Origin of the sequence: Arthrobacter rhizosphaerae, assembly GCF_023062595.1 — a bacterium.
GTDB classification, from domain to species: Bacteria; Actinomycetota; Actinomycetes; order Actinomycetales; family Micrococcaceae; genus Arthrobacter; species Arthrobacter rhizosphaerae.
Window position 1 is genome coordinate 167,562 of record NZ_JALLAN010000003.1, and the last position, 15,319, is coordinate 182,880.

Consider the following 15,319-nt stretch of genomic DNA (forward strand, 5'->3'; position numbering starts at 1 on the left):
TGAAACAATGAGGCTCATGGCAAGACCTGTAGTGCACACCGATTCCCTGAGGCAGGAACTTTTGGTCGTGACCGCTGACCTGGTGGATCGGGACGGTCCGGCGCGCGTGACCCTGCGGGATGTGGCAGCTGCCGCCCGAACGTCCACTACTGCCGTCTACTCCCTCTTTGGCGGGAAATCCCAGCTCCTGACGGCGGTCGTGGACGACGGGTTCCGGTCCTTCCGAGACTCACAGCTGGCCGCTTCCCCGGGCGGACTCCAGAGCCTCGGCGTGGCCTACCGGGACTGGGCGCTGCAGCACACGTCGCTATACCGGCTGATGTTTGGTGGTGCGCTGGCCGGCTACGTCGATTGCCAGCCAAGCCCGGAGGTTGCCGCCGACGCCATGGAACCCCTCTTAGACGCAGTCGCTTCCGCCCAGGCCGCCGGCAACCTGCTGGAGGCACCCACGGAGGTGGTCGCCGTCGCCATCTGGGGTCAGGTCCATGGGCTGGTGAGCCTGGAACTGGCACAGGTGGGGCCGCCGGACGCAGACTGGGCTGCTGCATACGGCGCGGCCCTCGACGCCGTCGCCCGCGGCTGGGCCGCCTGACGCCACTGCTTTCCCGATCGGCCGCCCAGACCTGCGGGGGCGCTACCCGCGGCGCAAATTCTGCCGCGACGTGGTTGAGCATCACTGGCCGCAGCATCTTGGGGGAAAGCGATGATAGTGGCACTCTCGACATCGGGACGTAAATCCACTGGTGCCCTCCTGGGGCATCTTGGGATTCATGCTTGCGCTGAATGCAGTCCTGTTCATTGCCGCACTAGTCAGCATTGTGGTCTGCGACTACATTGCAGAGCAGGGTATTGGTGACCGAGCCACCACCCGCGCTTAACTGCTGACACGGCGCCAACAAAAAAGAATGCACTGGTTCCCCGGAATCGTCCGGGGAACCAGTGCATTCAGAGCACTCTCAGCAGTTCCTGCGCCCGATGCCTAGACAGTAGCCTCGGCGAGCTTCTTCTCGCTTGAACGAGCGCTCCGCTTACCATTGGCCGCCGGTGCGGCGCCGGCTCGTTTTTCCACGGACTCGGCTGCAATGTAGAGACCCTCGCGGTTCAGGTTCCGCGAGTAGGAGGAATCCAGGTACAGAGTCGGGAACGAGTCCACCGAGTTCATCTCTGTGGCCTTGGCCAGAAGTGCGGGATACAGATGTGGCTTCACCGGACCTGCCCCGCCGCCAAAGACATAAGCGACCTCGGTGGTCGCACCAACGACGGCCAGAACGCGGCCAAACCGCTCGGCAACTTCCTTGGCAAAGAACCGCATCTCTTCATCGACGAACTGAGCAACCTTGTCGTAGAAGTTACGCTTCAACGGAGACGCTCCGGCCTGCAAGTACTCGGCCAGCTGCTTGCGGGAAGTGAAGCCATGGGAGAAGCCCTGGTCTTCCATCGCTTTCAACGCATCATTGAGAACCGAACCGTAACCCCGGTTGTGCGTGGTTGAGGCGTCGGCGTTGAACTCTCCGGCGGTGAACACAGGGAAATTGACTGTCCCCTCACCGACGTCGATGCCTACGGTGTGCTCGGCTGCGAGCACGTCAGCAGATGTGATGCCCACCAGTGACAGGCCTCTGCGGCGGACATCGGCGAGCATGGCGTCCATCAACGGCTCACCCTTGGCAGTGATCGCATACTGAGCCGACGCACCCTCGGGGATCACCTGTACATCCACGAATTCAAGCTTCACGGTGACCGGGGTCTCGAAGTTATGCACGGTAACGGTATGCGTGCCGCTCGTGAACTCAGCCGCGTAGCTAGTGCGGTGTGAGATGTACTCGTTGATCGGCAGGGCAAGTGCTACCCGAGCCTGCACACTTATGGTTTCGATAGCCGGCGGCAATCCACCGTGCTGACGCACGTAGTCACGCAGAGCCTTGGCGGCGAAAGCACCCATGACCAGGACCTTGCTCAGCTCCTGCTGGGCCTTGCTGCGACGGCCCACCACGTCAAACTCATCAAAGGCACCTTGGGCGCTCAGGGCACGCAGGCCGAAGAGTCTGCGGTGATAGTTGCTGACCAGAGGGGAGACGAAGCTGACGTCCAGCTCATTGTAGAAGTTTCCTTCCATCTTCACTGCGGCTTCATCGTCAGGGGTCGGCAGAGCGTTAGGGCGCGTGATCGTTGACACGCCGCTTGGCAGGTCGATCTCGTCCACGTTGGTGGCCCCTGATGCATCGGCGCCGCGGATGAGGCCCTTAACGTAGCCGTTGCCGACGTCGATGCCACCGGTGAGATTGATCGAAATGGTCATGAATGTGATCCCTTCGTGGAAAGTGTTTGATGCGGTTACTGGGTTGTCATACAAGAGAAAGTGCTGGGAGTTGTTGGGGAGTTAGCGGAGCATCGAGAAAATGTCGTTGACTTCCTGTCCGACAGAAGGCTGCTCCGGTTCAGGACTGCTCGAGGAGGAAGTGTGGACGTCGTCCTGTTTTGGCACAGACTTCTGAACCCATGCCGGGGCTTCCAGGGCGACGCCCCGGATCTCGGGTTCGGTATTTGTCTCCTGGCCTAGACTCAGATCCACGGACGCCGCAGGTAAGGCCACCTGCTGAACCACCGCAGCCGGAGCCCCAGCCGCTTCTGCATTCCGCCTGGTCTCTGTTGAGTCCTCTGCAGGAGCAACAGGCCGCCCGCGCGTGGGAAGCTGAGCAACTGGTCGGTTGACGACATCGACGTAGCCAAGGCGCTCGATGCTCTCACGGATCAGCATCCGAATAGACAGTGATGGGTTGTCCTGCAAATTCATCCACTCCAACACAGCCTCATCGGCTGCGGGGACGCTCACGCGGAAACGCTGCGGCTGCGGTTTCACACTTCTTGCAGGAGAAGTTTTTGCCGTTTTCACAGCAGCGGCCTTCGCTTTTGGTGCTGCCACCTTGCTCTGAAGATTGGCCATAGAGCCTCCCCCTCGCTTTCTCTGATTAACAAGAGTTCATGTTGAGCTCACGCTAAACCCCTTGCTCGCGTAGCTCTCAACCCATATATGACCCGTCTCCGGTCAGTTATGGTCAGGAACAACCCAACCTTAGCCCGCAATTTGTGGAGCAACTTACCCGACGCTACAACTAAGCCTCGCGGGTACGGCGCAGCGGTTTCTTTTTTGTTGGTATCTGCCCGTAGAACTAATGTTGTCCACATGAGTGCAGAACGAAAAGCCAGCCGCCACGCCCAAGAATTTCGTTGGCACCAGGAAAACCTTCAGTTAACGGAGACCGAGGCTGCTCTTCGTGACCTCAGGACCTTAAGGGAGGCTGTTGACCAGCTCCTCATTGAAGCTGTCATTCGAGCCCACGACGAAGGAATGAGCCCGGGAATCCTTGCTGACGCGCTCGGATTCACCAAACACGTCGCGGCGGAGCGCCCCTCCCCTGAAATCCTGAACCCTCCGGCAGCACGACCTTCTGGTCGCCGTGGCATTCATTTTGAGCCCATGGCCTAACTGAGAAATGGGCCCCACCCGGGTCATGAACTGCTCCCCGAAAGTTGGACTGAGAAATCCGTTCTGACCTACGGGGAGCAGTTTTTGTGTTGATGGGTAGTTCGTTGTCCAAGGATCAACGTGAGGCCCCTTTAGCGTTGCTTACTGAGACCACCAGTATGTATAGCGGGCCCGGACGTCGTCGGCGTCTTTGATTTATCGCAGTATTGTCCAATAGGAGGAGCTGCAATGGATTCCATCAAACGGTCATTCACGACCGGGCCAAAGGGCCGGTAATGAAGTCCTGGGAGTCAGCCGCGAGCAATCCCTGGCCAAGCAGCTGGCTGGCTCCTACCGATTAGGGCCAGTATTCGCGCTGGTGGATATGCCACTTCCTTGGGCGCCGCACAGCTGCACCACCTGTGAAGGCTGCATCCCCCGCATCGGGGCTATGCATATCTTGATGATTTGGATGTGGCCATGGATTCTTGCGTGCGCATGACCGTTCCCGCAACCCCTTCATGCAACGGATAGGCGTTAGTGTCTGTTGTCATGGAACTTCGCCGCCTCTCCCTTCACGATCTGCAGGAGGTAGCGCGTGCTCATGAAGAACTCGCACGTGAAGGCTTTGAGTTCCTCCACGGCTATGACCCCGACATGGAATGGGCCGATTTTTTGGGACAGAATGGAATGTATTCGCCAGGGCATTGGTCTGTCCGAGACTCAGGTTCCGGAAACGTTTTTGGTCGCGGAAGTCGGGGGCCAGATAGTGGGTCGGGTTTCGATCCGCCACCACCTCAACCCAGCACTCCGCCTGGTGGGCGGTCATATTGGATATTCAGTGCGCCCACGATTCCGGAGGAACGGTTATGCGGGGCAGATTCTGGATCTGGCACTGACCGAAGCCCGGAACCTTGGGATCGGCGAGGTGTTGCTCACCTGCGACGCCGACAACCTGGCATCCCGGCGCGTGATCGAAAGCCACGGTGGCGTTCCGGAAACGCGCAACAGCCAGGACACCAAGTTCAAATTGCGGTACCGGATAACCACCTGAACCGCAGGACGTCTCCAGCCTTCGCACGGCGATGCATCCGGTGAGGGTCTCTCCGACAGTTATCAGCCCTCGACAACGGACATCGGCAGGCCGCCCCCGTGCACGATAGGGACGATGCTGTCTAACTGCCAGCCGTCCCCATTTGCCAGGAACGTCGCGGTCTGTGGCAGAGAGTAGCCCGACGGGACACTGCTCGGCCCATTCGCCGTCGAGGCCTGGAATTGCTCGGTCAATTCCTTGAACTGAACGCTTGCCTCCGAACCGCTCACCTCGACCGACTCCACCGTTACTGTCGTCGAAAAGGACGTATACCAGAAGCCCTTTGACTTGAATCCAGCCTTGGCCCGGGCCACCACTAAGAGATTCCGCTCCCGCTTAGACCGGTAGGCCGCCGTCATCTGCCCCTCGTCCAGGCGAGCAGCGGGGGGAGCGTCGAGGACTGTGCCGTTTCGATCCTCGACAGCAGTCTGGATGATGGCCGCGAGCTCGGACGACGACGGGCCTGCTGATGCGGACGATCCCACCGTGATCGGCGCGGCGGCAGACTGGCACCCGGCAAGGGCAAGCCCGAGCACAACCGCGAGCGGAACCAGATACGTCGGGTACTTCATCGGCTCCCCCTTGCCGTGGATGTCCTCACAGCCTGCCCTGCCGACCCCGCCCAGTCAACGGCGCCAAGGGGACTTCCCGCTTCTGGATCCTTCACTGCGACAGTTCGCGAGGTCTTTGGACGACGCTACGCGCGGCACACGCCGAAAGGTTCCTGCCGTGAGTGAGGATTGATCCATGGCAAAGCGCATCAGCGGCCCAGCCGCCGTCGTCTACCAACAGTCTCTGTCCGTGGCTGTGAGCCAAAGTGCATCCTCATGAGGCAGATGAGACTCCGGTACGCCGGAGTGTGTCGGCTGTGCGGTGCCTCTCTGCCGGCCGGGACAGAAGCGATCTACGAGAGCGAGACGAAGACCGTCCGCTGCCTGGAGTGTGCCACCGCGGCTAAGCAAACCATGTCCCCCGACCTGGAACCACCTGGTGATGAGTCGTTGTCTACTGATTCCGGAGTAGCCGGGTCGTCCGCCCGTCGCGAATATGACCGTCGCAAGGCGAAGGACGAGGAAAAGCTCCGCGAAAAGTGGGGTCGCCTCGGTGGGCTCGCAGTCGCCCTCTCTGACGAGCGGCCGCACACCAAGTCCTGGGATCGAGGTGCGATCGGTGAGGAACGTCTCGGCGCTCGACTAAATGCCCTGGCTGCCGATGGCCTGGCTGTCCTTCACGATCGGCGCATCCCCGGCTCGAAGGCAAATATCGACCACATCGCCATTACTTCCGGTGGAATCTGGGTGATCGATGCCAAGCGGTACAAGGGACGACCTGAACTGAAGATCGAGGGTGGCATCCTTCGCCCACGCGTCGAGAGGCTCCTTGTTGGCCGGCGTGATTGCACGAAACTGGTCGACGGGGTACTCAAGCGGGTCGACGTCATGCGCGACCTCGTCGGGGATGTTCCGGTTACCGGGGTGCTGTGCTTCGTCGAGGCAGATTGGCCCCTGATCGGGGGCGCGTTCTCGACTCGCGGCGTTCACGTGCTCTGGCCGCAACGGTTGGCCAAAGTGCTTACGGAGCAGACAGCCGGCGATGTTGATGTGGCGACGATGCGTGAGTCGGTAGCTTCTCGGTTTAGGTCAGCATGATGACTAACAGTGGTGAATATTTGAGTCCCTGGCCACGTTTACAGCGCGGAGGTCTAGCAGCGCTCCAGGCCTGTGAGCGCCGGTGATATCCTGCGGCGGTGACTTTACAAGCCTCGCGTCTGCGCCCGTTCCACCAAGTCGACGTCTTCTCCGATCGGCCTTACCGAGGCAATCCACTCGCCGTCGTGGTCAATGCCGAAGGCCTCAGTACCGAGACGATGCAGCATTTCGCAAACTGGACCAATCTTTCTGAAACCACGTTCCTCCTCCCTCCTACGGATTCCCGTGCCGACTATCGCGTGCGCATCTTCACGGGCAGCGAGGAGTTCCCGTTCGCCGGGCATCCCACGCTGGGTTCTGCGCATACCTGGCTTCAGGCCGGCGGAGTGCCGAAGACTGAAGGCGTCCTGGTACAGGAGTGCGGCGCAGGTTTGGTACGGGTGAAGCACGACGGCGGACGCTTGGCTTTCGCTGCACCGCCGCTAACCCGTTTCGGTCCAGTGGACTCCGCTGTCCGCTCCCGGTTGGCAGCTGGACTGCGACTTCCGGAGAACGAACTCTTGGACGCAAGCTGGCTGGTCAATGGACCTGAGTGGATTGGTGTCCTGGTTGCATCCGCCGAGCAGGTGCTGGCCATCGAGCCCGATTGGACGGCGCTGGCTGATCTCAAGGTCGGTGTGATCGGCCCCCAGGAGCCGGGCGCCGGCACGGACTTCGAAGTCCGGACGTTCATTCCAGGTGACGCCATGATGGAAGACCCGGTCACGGGCAGTTTCAACGCAGGTGCTGCGCAATGGCTGATTGGCAGCGGCCGCGCGCCCGAGGAGTACGTGGCTGCCCAGGGAACGGTGCTCGGCAGGGCAGGGCGTATCCACGTGAAGGCTCAGGATGGAGACATTTGGATTGGCGGCGAATCGGCCACCTGCATCCAAGGCACTGTCATGCTGTAGCCTCCGCTTCCATTTACCCGGTGAGGCCGGTTTAGGTGACGTCGATGAGTGACCATTGCTGGTGGGCGGCGCCTCGGTAAAGCTGTTGTTCTGTGGTGGTTCCGTCGGTGGTCCCCGCCGCTGTCAGGCCCAGGGCATGGGTGGAGAAGCGGTTGGTGAGGGCCACTTTTCCGTTGGCTACGGGTGTTATTGCCCATTGCTGTTGCAGGACGTCAGCGCTGGAATAGATCGCTGCCTTCTCGCCGATGGTCCGTGAGCGGAATCCGATCTCGAGGACCTTTCCGCTGTTGGCGTCCCTTAGTTTGTAGTAACCGTCGACGTCGGTGGTCAGTGTCCAGCGCTGGTTTGCGGCGTTGGTGTCGGGGGCCAGGACAACGGCGGCCCTGTTGGCGGTGGAGCCGTTGAGGACGGTCAGGGCTTTGCCGCTGGCGGGGTTGATGAGTTTGTAGGCGCGGTTGGGGGCAACGGCGAATGACTGGCGGGCGGGCTTTGCAGTGCGGCCGCCGATCCGGAGGCCGGCGACGTTGGTGTAGCCGCCGGAGCCGGCCTTCGCGGTGAACCGGATGAAGCCAGCGGTGACGGGGGCCCACTGGGCGAGTTTCGGGGTGGACCCGGTGGCCCAGGTGCCGGAGGCGACGGTTGTGAAGGTCACGCCGTTGGTGCTGGTGGAGATCTCGAAGGAGGTCACGTCGCCGTCGGTGCCGTTTGCCCGGTTCCACTGCTTGGGAAGGTACTCCAGGGTGGTGACATTTGTGTAGATGCCGCCCAGATCCAGCGTTATCGATGCGGGTACCGCGAGCTCGCCGGTGCCGGGCCAGGTGGACCAGCAGGTCTGCAGTTTGTTGTCGGCGCGCCCGTCGATCGCGAAGTAGGGGGGTTCGGCCTCACGGAACGCGGACGCGTATGCCGCCACCGGAGTGATCAGGTGTTCGGCGCGGAGAGGCTGCGCCGGGAGCGCGCCGCGCGGGTTGGGGGAGAAGGCCGCGCCTACTTCGGCGAGGCGGGCAACCACGTTGGGGTCGAGCTTTCCGTTGCGGTTGGGTGCGCAGTTGAGGATGAAGGAGGTCCACCTCGATTCGAGTTCGGTGAGGTGGGTGATGATGGCGTCCTTGGACATCAGTGCTTCGGTGGGTGTGGAGGGGTGCCAGAACCAGCCGTCACTGATGGTCTGGCCCTGCATCCCGGCCCAGGTGTTCCCGGCCGGCGCAGTGATCCCGAAAGGTTCCTCCCAGAAAATCCCGTCGGCCAGCCAGGGGGTGAGGACCGCGCAGATATCGATGATGAGGCAGTTGGGCTGGAGGGTTTTGACCAGGTCGCGGACCCGCTGCATCGGGACCTGCTGGTGGCCCATCTGCCAGGCGTAGCCATCGAGCATGAGGACTTCGATCTCGCCGTAGCCGGTGAGAAGTTCAGTGAGCTGGTTCAGCACGTACGTGATCTGGGGCGGGTTGACACCGGCGGCCGGGTCGCTGACATGGTAGCCGCCGGTGGCCTGGACGGGATAGGTCCGGTCCCAGATGGAGAAGTAGAAGCCCACCTTCAGACCCCGGGAGCGGAACGAGTCCACGTACTGCCTGACGACGTCGCGCTTGTACCCGGAGTTCATGACGTTCTGGGTGCCGTATTTGGTGGGCCACAGCGCGAATCCGTCATGGTGCTTGGTGGTGAGCACCCCATAGCTCATCCCCGCCGAAAGAGCGGCATCCGCCCACTGATCGGTGTCCACCGACGGCGGTGCAAAGAGCGCGGGATTCTGGTTGGGCGCTGCCCACTCCTGGTTCGTGTAAGTGCCCAGGTTGAAGTGGTTGAACATCCCGAAGCGCATATCGACCAGCTTCTGCAGCAGAGCCTGCGTGTCCCACCCTGTACCCGCCGCCAAAACCTGACCGGTTGCACCGTCGGCCGCTGTGGCTGGTGATACTCCACCGCCGACGGAGGGAGCCAGCAGACCTGCAGCCGAGGCACCAGCTGCGCCGAGAAAGTGCCGGCGACCAAAATTTCGTGACGTCATTGTCTTAGCTCCATGTTGATTAGGGGTCCGCACCAGCACTGTTAGCGCACACAAGTTGGATCGATACGTCTGATGTTATGACCAAATCTCAGCATGTCAATGCCGTTCTTCAGCTCTGCGTAGCTGTCTTGTCTTCAGCACGAGCCCTAACATATGATGTCTACGACTCCGGGGAGGGTTCCGCTTTCGACGAGGGTCAGCCTGTGCTGCCAATGGTCCGGAACGCCCTTACACAGGCATTTCCCGGAACTTGATCGGAATCTGCATCGGCTGTGGGATCCGTGCTGAACCTGCACAAAGCCTTTCCGACTCCTGCGGAAACGCTGCCTAAATCTACTCACGTCCAGGGGCATGATTAATCCAACAGTCAGGAAACTCACGGACAAAGAAAACGGAGGCCCTCCGGTGGCAACAAAAGCAGACAAGGCGAATTACCGTTACACCGACTTCTACTGCTTTATGTCCCTCTCGGACTTCACCGCCTACGTCTCCCGTGACGACGTCGATGGCGAGGATTTCTTCTCCATCAGCACGAGCATGCTGGCCGCGTAACTAACGCCCCGCCCAGCTTTGGACCGGTACTCTGTAGGCTGACGGGCCATTAGCGGCGACTGCCTCGCACAGCGGATTGATGCGCTCCTTATTCGCAAAGGAATGCCGCATGCAGATCTCAGACATCCCGTTCGACGTAACTGACTGGTCGCAGACTGAACGGACCGAGCACAAAGGCGTCAGCGGCATGGCCTATTGGCGCACCCAAAAATTCGGGCCAATGCGGGTACGAATGGTCGAATACACACCGGGTTACCTGGCCGACCATTGGTGCGAAAAGGGCCACGTTCTGCTGTGCACGGCTGGCGAGCTCCACACGGAGCTGGAGGACGGCCGGACTTTCGTGCTCAAAGCAGGCATGAGCTACCAGGTGGCCGACGGGGCCGAGCCGCACCGCTCTTCCACCGCAACAGGCGCCACTCTCTTCATCGTGGACTGATCCGCTCGGCTTAGCCCTCCTGCAACGCCGCCTTGAACGAGAACGCCGCGTTGCTCCACACCACGAAAAGCAGCGGTGCCGGCGCCAGGGCCGTTCCCAGAACCGGCTGGGTCAGCGCCGCCGCAGCGATGATGCACAGCAGCGCCAGGGCAGCCAGACTCAGGTACCAGCGTTTGACAGCCAGATAGAGCGCAGCCTTGGCGAGGCTTTTGAACCTGGCCTGGGGAAGCAGCACCGTTCCGGCGATCATCAGCACGCTGACGCACACCACAACAGAGGCCGCCGTCACCGTCAGGGGAACCAGGATTGCGGCTCCCGGCATCGACTGCAGGATCACCAGGTCAAAGACCAGAAACCCTAAAAGTACGACGGCGGCCAGGCCCACCGGAGCGGCCCGGCTGAAGGACTTCCTGTAGCCCCTCAGAAAGGCAGCTACGGGCCTGACGGCCGGCCCGTCCTCCTCGGCCAGAGCATGAAAGGCACTGAACGCGCCGGCCAGAGAGGGCCCCACCGTGACGGCGAGCGCGAGGAAGAACGGCCACGCGGCCACGGGATCGCCCACAAAGGACAAGAAGAACACGAGGGGTGCGTTGGCCGCCGCGAGCAGGAAGTTCACGGCCAGGAACGTGTAGACGAAGCCGAAGATGCTGGCGAGTGTCTCGAAGCCCGGCCCGGCCCACTTCCGCCGCAGCGGCTGCATCGCGTGCTGGCGCACGGTGCTCATCCCTTCATGCCGCTCGTCGCGATTCCCTGGATGAAGTAACGCTGCCCCACCAGGAAGATGATCAGAATCGGAACCACTGAAATCACTGATCCGGTCATGATCATGGCGAATTCGGCGTCGAACTGTCCCACAAAGGAACGCAAGCCCAACTGCACGGTCCAGAGCCGGTTGCTCGTCAGGTAAATGAACGGCCCCATGTAGTCGTTCCAAGTGTTCACGAAGGTCAGCAACGCCAGGCTGGCAAGCGCCGGTTTGGAAAGCGGCAGGATGACCCTGGCCCAGATCCCATATTCGCTCAGGCCATCGATCCGGGCAGCCTCACACAATTCATCCGGAATGGTCATGTAGTACTGCCGCATGAGGAACACCCCGAAGGCGCCGAACGCCTGCAGCAGGATCAGCGCATTGAAACTGTTGGTCAGCCCGAGCTGCTGCATCATGATGTACTGCGGCACCATGTATGCCTGCCACGGTACGGCGATGGTTCCGATGTAGCAGAGGAACAGCACGTCGCGTCCCGGGAAGCGCACCTTGGAGAAGCCATAGGCCGCCAAGGATCCCGTGAGGACCTGCAGGACGGTGATGATCACGGACAGGTAGAGCGAGTTCTGCAGGTATCCCATCATGGGAATCCGCGTCCAGATGTCCGAATAGTTGCTCCAGACGAACTCCTCGGGAATCCACTGAATGGGAACCGTGAACACCTGGTTGTTCTCCTTCAGTGAGGAGGACACCATCCAGATAAAGGGAACCATCAGGGCGGCCACCAGGACCACGAGCACCGCGTAGACGATGACGTTGACGGTGCGCGCCTTTTGCTCCCGCGGGCTCCGCCTCCGGAATTCATTCCGGGCAGAGATGTCGTTTCCGCCGCCTGGCATGGCCTCAGCCTTGAGGTCTTCGGTCAGGTTGGTCATCAGCGTTCCCTCCGCTGCTGGATCTTGAACTGCAGTACCGTCACCGTCAGGACGATCAGGAATAGGACGAGGGAGACAGCAGATGAGTAGCCGAACTTACCTTCGCCGATTCCCTCTTGGTAGATGAGCTGGGACAGAACCGTCGTTGCCCGCCCGGGTCCGCCGTTGGTCATGACCACAATGAGGTCGAACACCTTGAAGCTGGAGACGGTCAGCATCACCACCACAAAGAACGTGGTGGGCCGCAGCGAAGGAACGGTGACGTTCCAGAAGCGCTGCCAGGGGCTGGCCCCGTCCACCTCGGCTGCCTCGTAAAGCTCCGTTGGAATCGCCTGCAGGCCGGCTAAGTACAGAATCATGTAGTAGCCCATGTCCCGCCACACACTGGTGATGATGACGGCGGGCATGGCCCAGTCGGAACTGGACGTCCAGCCTGGCGGGTTGGCCACTCCTACGAACTGCAGGAACTGATTGATGGGACCGTCAGTGGGGCTGAACAGCATGTTCCAGACGACGGCGACAGCCACCAGTGAGGTGATGTAGGGGAAGAAGATGGCAACCCGGAAGAAGCCGATGCCCTTGAGCTTTCGGTTCAGCAGCATGGCAAGTCCCAGTGCCAGGACAAGAGTCAGCGGCACATGGCCCACAGCGTAGATCACGGTATTGCGCAGTGCGATCCAGAACGAATCGCTGCCGAGCATCCGTTCGAAGTTTTGCAGCCCTACCCATTTCGGGGCAGAGAACGAGGTCCATTCCATGAACGCCAAGGCGAACGCGGCCAGGACCGGGATGAGGGTAAAGGCAAGGAAACCCAGGAAGTTCGGAAGGATGAAGGTCCAGCCGATGAGTGTGTTCCGCCGCGCCTGTTTCCGGTTCCCGCGGTGGAGGCTGTCCCCTCGCTTGAGGGTGTTCCTTCGCTTGGGATCAGGGCCGACGGCAGGTGCCCGGAGTCTTGTTTCGGTAGTCATAATGGGGGCCCGGCGTCAGCCAGGCGTTCCTCCGTTCAGGGTCCGTAGCCGGGGGCAGCGTCACGTGGCGCGGCCCCCGGCCTGGCGGTTTATTTAAGGACTTCGTCCTTGACTCGCTTCCCCATTTCGGCGATGCCGTCGTCGATGGAACGTTCACCGGCCATGATCAGCTCGTGCTCCTGCGTCAGAATCTTGTCGGTGGCTGCGGACTTGTCGCTCACGGGCATCTCAAGCGCTGTCTTGTCCGGCGCAAAGGCCTCCTTGGACAGCTCGTCGGCGGGCAGGCCCTTGAGCTTGAAGTACTCCTCGGTGATGTCATCGGTCTGCAGGGCAGGAACCACGCCGATCTTGGCGATGGCCTTCGCGCCCTCCACCCCTGCGGCCCACTCGATGAACTTCTTTGCTTCGTCCGAGTGCTGGGCGTTCTTGTTGACGGCAAACGCGGTGGGAGAGCCGAAAGTGGTGATGTCCCCGCCCTTTGATTTCTGCGGAAGCTGGGCGAAGCCCCAGTTGACGTTGGTCTTGCCGTCCTTGAGGGCGGCGGCGAAGCTCGAAATGTACCAGGACCCCATTGGCATCATGGCTGTCTGGCCGGATTCGAACATGGTGCGGTAGCTGGTCTTCTGGCTCTTGGCCGTGCCGAAGTCCATGAGGGTCCCGCCCTTCTGGAGATCCAGCGTCATGCTGTACTGGTCCTTGAAGAAGGAGTAGTCGCCTCCGATGAGGTCGCCGTCGTTCTGCGCGGCTGCGACCGCCTGCACCAGCGAGCGCCAGGTGTGCTGGTACGTACCGTAGACCTTCTTGCCGTCAGCGGCCGTCCCCGTCATCTTTTTGGCGAGCTCGGCGTACTCATCCCAGGTGATGTTGTTCGGCTCTTCGAGTCCCGCTGCCTTGAACAGGTCCTTGTTGTAGTAGAGCAGCCAGAAATCCTGCCGGTAAGGGGCAGCGAAGTACTTGCCTTGCAGATCGAAGGCGTCAAGACCGGCCAGGTTTTCCTTGTCCAGCTTGTCCACAACGCTGTTGATCTCCTGGAGCTGGCCATTGCTGGCGTAGCGGGAGTAGTCGATGACGTTCTTCATGGTGAGGACATCGGTAGTGTCGCCGCCTGCGAGCATGGTGGTGACTTTTTGAGGATAATCATCGGCCAGGATGTCCACGGGTTCGATGTCCACGTTCGGGTTTGCGGCTTCGTACGCATCAAACAACGCCTTGAACTCTGGCGTGCCCTCATAGTTCCAGACGGACACGCTGAGGGTGGTCTTGCCTTCTGCTGCGGGCTTCTCTGCGGGGCCGGCAGCGCCTGCACAGCCAGTGAGCCCGAGTCCTGCAGCGGCAGCCAGGGCAATCGCTGCGAGAGTGGTGCGCTTCATTGCGTTTCTCCTTGTCGAGGGGGAGGTGGAAGGTGATGGTTGGACGTGTAGATGGTTCTTCGCCTAGGCGCTGACGCTCAGGTCTTCAGCGGATACCTCTGCGAGCAGGTCCTTGCCCGCGAGGTAACGTTCAAGTTCGTCCAGGGCGGTATCGGACATCCTGCGGGTTTCCGTGCCGAGGGACCCGGCGATGTGCGGGGTGAGGACCACGTTGGGAAGGTCATAGAGTACTGAACCGGCGGGCAGGGGTTCGGGATCGGTGACGTCGAGTATCGCATGGATCCGGCCGTTGGAGCACGCGGCCTCAAGGGCTGCCGTATCCACAAGGGATCCCCGCGCGGTGTTGATCAGTGTGGCGTTGTCCCGGAGCAGGGCCAGTTGCGGTGCGCCGATCATGTGCCGGGTCTGAGGCAAGGCCGGGGCATGGATGCTCACGATGTCCGACTCGGCCAGGAGCTGGTCAAGCTCCACAAGCTTTCCGCCTGCTGCGGCCACGGCCACAGGGTCAGCGTACGGATCCGAAACAAGGCAGGTGACGTCCTGCAGCTGCTGGACGAGCTTCACCACCCTCCGGCCGATGCGGGAGAATCCGACAACGCCGATGGTGCGGCCGATGTTTCCCAACTCGCCCCGGGCCGACGCGTAGGACCAGTCCTCGCGGCCGGTCCTCGCGTCATTGGCGAGGACCTGCGCCTTCTTCCCAGCCAGCACGATGGAGGCAAACGTGAACTCAGCTACGGGAATGGCATTGGCATCTGCCCCGTTGGTGACCAGGATGCCCCGGTCCCACAGTTCGTCACTCACGAACGAACGAACCGTGCCGGCGCAATGGAACACAGCGCGCAGGACCGGCATGCTGTCCAGCCGAGCAGCGTCCAGCCTGGGTACTCCCCAGCTGGTGATCAGGATTTCGACTTCGGCCAAACGGGCGCTGAGCCCAGGCTCGTCCAGCGACTCCGTCCAGGCCGGATCCTCCAGCTGCACCAGTTGCGCAAGGCGGTTCATCCGCGAGGCGTCGAACTGATCATCCAGAGTTCCGCGGTTCATGAGCAGCAGGGCCTTGGGCTTGCGCGTCATTCTTCGGGCCTCCTTTCTTAGTACGGGCCGGGCCGCCTTGGCCGGCTTTCCGTGTGTTGCATCACAACTGCGAATCAGTAGATACTCAGATGCAACAAAGTTC

Annotated in this window: 16 protein-coding genes; 7 read left to right on the forward strand and 9 right to left on the reverse strand. The window is 61.3% G+C overall.

Features of this window, described 5'->3' with window-relative positions; genetic code table 11:
* Positions 1-16: 16 nt before the first annotated feature.
* A complete protein-coding gene (locus MU551_RS05675) occupies positions 17-592 on the forward strand; it encodes a TetR-like C-terminal domain-containing protein (RefSeq protein ID WP_247041434.1) in 576 nt (191 codons plus the stop codon).
* Positions 593-979: 387 nt separating this feature from the next.
* On the opposite strand, the gene MU551_RS05680 is transcribed toward MU551_RS05675, so the two are convergent.
* Positions 980-2,299, reverse strand: coding sequence for a ParM/StbA family protein (locus MU551_RS05680; protein ID WP_247041436.1), 1,320 nt, complete (start codon positions 2,297-2,299; stop codon positions 980-982).
* A gap of 81 nt (positions 2,300-2,380) precedes the next feature.
* Positions 2,381-2,833, reverse strand: coding sequence for a hypothetical protein (locus tag MU551_RS05685; RefSeq protein WP_247041438.1), 453 nt, complete (start codon positions 2,831-2,833; stop codon positions 2,381-2,383).
* A 351-nt stretch (positions 2,834-3,184) separates the two neighbouring features.
* Here MU551_RS05685 and MU551_RS05690 point away from each other — a divergent pair, with 351 nt between their 5' ends.
* Together MU551_RS05690 and MU551_RS05695 are read left to right on the forward strand one after the other, a co-directional pair.
* The gene (locus MU551_RS05690; RefSeq protein WP_247041440.1) at positions 3,185-3,487 is read left to right on the forward strand and encodes a hypothetical protein; all 303 of its coding nucleotides are present in this window, start codon (positions 3,185-3,187) and stop codon (positions 3,485-3,487) included.
* A gap of 664 nt (positions 3,488-4,151) precedes the next feature.
* A complete protein-coding gene (locus tag MU551_RS05695; RefSeq protein ID WP_247041834.1) occupies positions 4,152-4,520 on the forward strand; it encodes a GNAT family N-acetyltransferase in 369 nt (122 codons plus the stop codon).
* Positions 4,521-4,582: 62 nt separating this feature from the next.
* Here the strand turns inward: MU551_RS05695 and MU551_RS05700 are convergent, their stop codons facing one another.
* Positions 4,583-5,131, reverse strand: coding sequence for a hypothetical protein (locus MU551_RS05700; RefSeq protein WP_247041441.1), 549 nt, complete (start codon positions 5,129-5,131; stop codon positions 4,583-4,585).
* A gap of 255 nt (positions 5,132-5,386) precedes the next feature.
* Between MU551_RS05700 and MU551_RS05705 the strand changes: the two genes are divergently transcribed.
* Both MU551_RS05705 and MU551_RS05710 read left to right on the forward strand, forming a co-directional pair.
* Positions 5,387-6,208, forward strand: a complete 822-nt coding sequence (locus tag MU551_RS05705; protein ID WP_247041443.1) for a nuclease-related domain-containing protein — start codon at positions 5,387-5,389, stop codon at positions 6,206-6,208.
* Positions 6,209-6,306: 98 nt separating this feature from the next.
* A complete protein-coding gene (locus tag MU551_RS05710) occupies positions 6,307-7,158 on the forward strand; it encodes a PhzF family phenazine biosynthesis protein (protein WP_247041445.1) in 852 nt (283 codons plus the stop codon).
* A gap of 31 nt (positions 7,159-7,189) precedes the next feature.
* On the opposite strand, the gene MU551_RS05715 is transcribed toward MU551_RS05710, so the two are convergent.
* Positions 7,190-9,169, reverse strand: coding sequence for an alpha-L-fucosidase (locus tag MU551_RS05715; RefSeq protein WP_247041446.1), 1,980 nt, complete (start codon positions 9,167-9,169; stop codon positions 7,190-7,192).
* Between the two features lie 405 nt (positions 9,170-9,574).
* On the opposite strand from MU551_RS05715, the gene MU551_RS05720 reads away from it, so the two are divergent.
* Both MU551_RS05720 and MU551_RS05725 read left to right on the forward strand, forming a co-directional pair.
* Complete coding sequence (locus MU551_RS05720; RefSeq protein ID WP_247041448.1) at positions 9,575-9,721, forward strand: hypothetical protein; 147 nt, start codon at positions 9,575-9,577, stop codon at positions 9,719-9,721.
* Between the two features lie 109 nt (positions 9,722-9,830).
* Positions 9,831-10,160, forward strand: coding sequence for a DHCW motif cupin fold protein (locus MU551_RS05725; RefSeq protein WP_247041449.1), 330 nt, complete (start codon positions 9,831-9,833; stop codon positions 10,158-10,160).
* A gap of 10 nt (positions 10,161-10,170) precedes the next feature.
* On the opposite strand, the gene MU551_RS05730 is transcribed toward MU551_RS05725, so the two are convergent.
* The 5 genes from MU551_RS05730 to MU551_RS05750 all read right to left on the reverse strand — a co-directional run bounded on the left by MU551_RS05730 (position 10,171) and on the right by MU551_RS05750 (position 15,216).
* On the reverse strand, positions 10,171-10,884 hold the full coding sequence (locus MU551_RS05730; RefSeq protein ID WP_247041450.1) for a DUF624 domain-containing protein: 714 nt from the start codon (positions 10,882-10,884) through the stop codon (positions 10,171-10,173).
* Positions 10,881-11,801: a carbohydrate ABC transporter permease gene (locus MU551_RS05735; RefSeq protein ID WP_247041451.1), complete on the reverse strand. Its 921-nt coding sequence runs from the start codon at positions 11,799-11,801 to the stop codon at positions 10,881-10,883. The genes MU551_RS05730 and MU551_RS05735 overlap by 4 nt, the downstream gene beginning before the upstream one ends.
* Positions 11,801-12,769 carry a carbohydrate ABC transporter permease gene (locus tag MU551_RS05740; RefSeq protein WP_247041452.1) on the reverse strand — a complete coding sequence of 323 codons (969 nt, stop codon included), beginning with the start codon at positions 12,767-12,769 and terminating at the stop codon, positions 11,801-11,803. Before MU551_RS05740 ends, MU551_RS05735 begins: the two co-directional genes overlap by 1 nt.
* A gap of 89 nt (positions 12,770-12,858) precedes the next feature.
* Positions 12,859-14,139: an ABC transporter substrate-binding protein gene (locus tag MU551_RS05745; RefSeq protein ID WP_247041453.1), complete on the reverse strand. Its 1,281-nt coding sequence runs from the start codon at positions 14,137-14,139 to the stop codon at positions 12,859-12,861.
* A 63-nt stretch (positions 14,140-14,202) separates the two neighbouring features.
* Entirely contained in the window at positions 14,203-15,216 is a 1,014-nt protein-coding gene (locus tag MU551_RS05750) for a hydroxyacid dehydrogenase (RefSeq protein WP_247041454.1), read from the reverse strand.
* Positions 15,217-15,319: the final 103 nt, after the last annotated feature.

Coding starts and splice junctions, on each gene's coding strand:
- MU551_RS05675 (WP_247041434.1), top strand. CDS start 17: ATGGCAAGACCTGTAGTGCACACCGATTCCCTGAGGCAGGAACTTTTG.
- MU551_RS05680 (WP_247041436.1), bottom strand. CDS start 2,299: ATGACCATTTCGATCAATCTCACCGGTGGCATCGACGTCGGCAACGGC.
- MU551_RS05690 (WP_247041440.1), top strand. CDS start 3,185: ATGAGTGCAGAACGAAAAGCCAGCCGCCACGCCCAAGAATTTCGTTGG.
- MU551_RS05695 (WP_247041834.1), top strand. CDS start 4,152: ATGGAATGTATTCGCCAGGGCATTGGTCTGTCCGAGACTCAGGTTCCG.
- MU551_RS05700 (WP_247041441.1), bottom strand. CDS start 5,131: ATGAAGTACCCGACGTATCTGGTTCCGCTCGCGGTTGTGCTCGGGCTT.
- MU551_RS05705 (WP_247041443.1), top strand. CDS start 5,387: ATGAGGCAGATGAGACTCCGGTACGCCGGAGTGTGTCGGCTGTGCGGT.
- MU551_RS05715 (WP_247041446.1), bottom strand. CDS start 9,169: ATGACGTCACGAAATTTTGGTCGCCGGCACTTTCTCGGCGCAGCTGGT.
- MU551_RS05725 (WP_247041449.1), top strand. CDS start 9,831: ATGCAGATCTCAGACATCCCGTTCGACGTAACTGACTGGTCGCAGACT.
- MU551_RS05730 (WP_247041450.1), bottom strand. CDS start 10,884: ATGAGCACCGTGCGCCAGCACGCGATGCAGCCGCTGCGGCGGAAGTGG.
- MU551_RS05735 (WP_247041451.1), bottom strand. CDS start 11,801: ATGACCAACCTGACCGAAGACCTCAAGGCTGAGGCCATGCCAGGCGGC.
- MU551_RS05740 (WP_247041452.1), bottom strand. CDS start 12,769: ATGACTACCGAAACAAGACTCCGGGCACCTGCCGTCGGCCCTGATCCC.
- MU551_RS05745 (WP_247041453.1), bottom strand. CDS start 14,139: ATGAAGCGCACCACTCTCGCAGCGATTGCCCTGGCTGCCGCTGCAGGA.
- MU551_RS05750 (WP_247041454.1), bottom strand. CDS start 15,216: ATGACGCGCAAGCCCAAGGCCCTGCTGCTCATGAACCGCGGAACTCTG.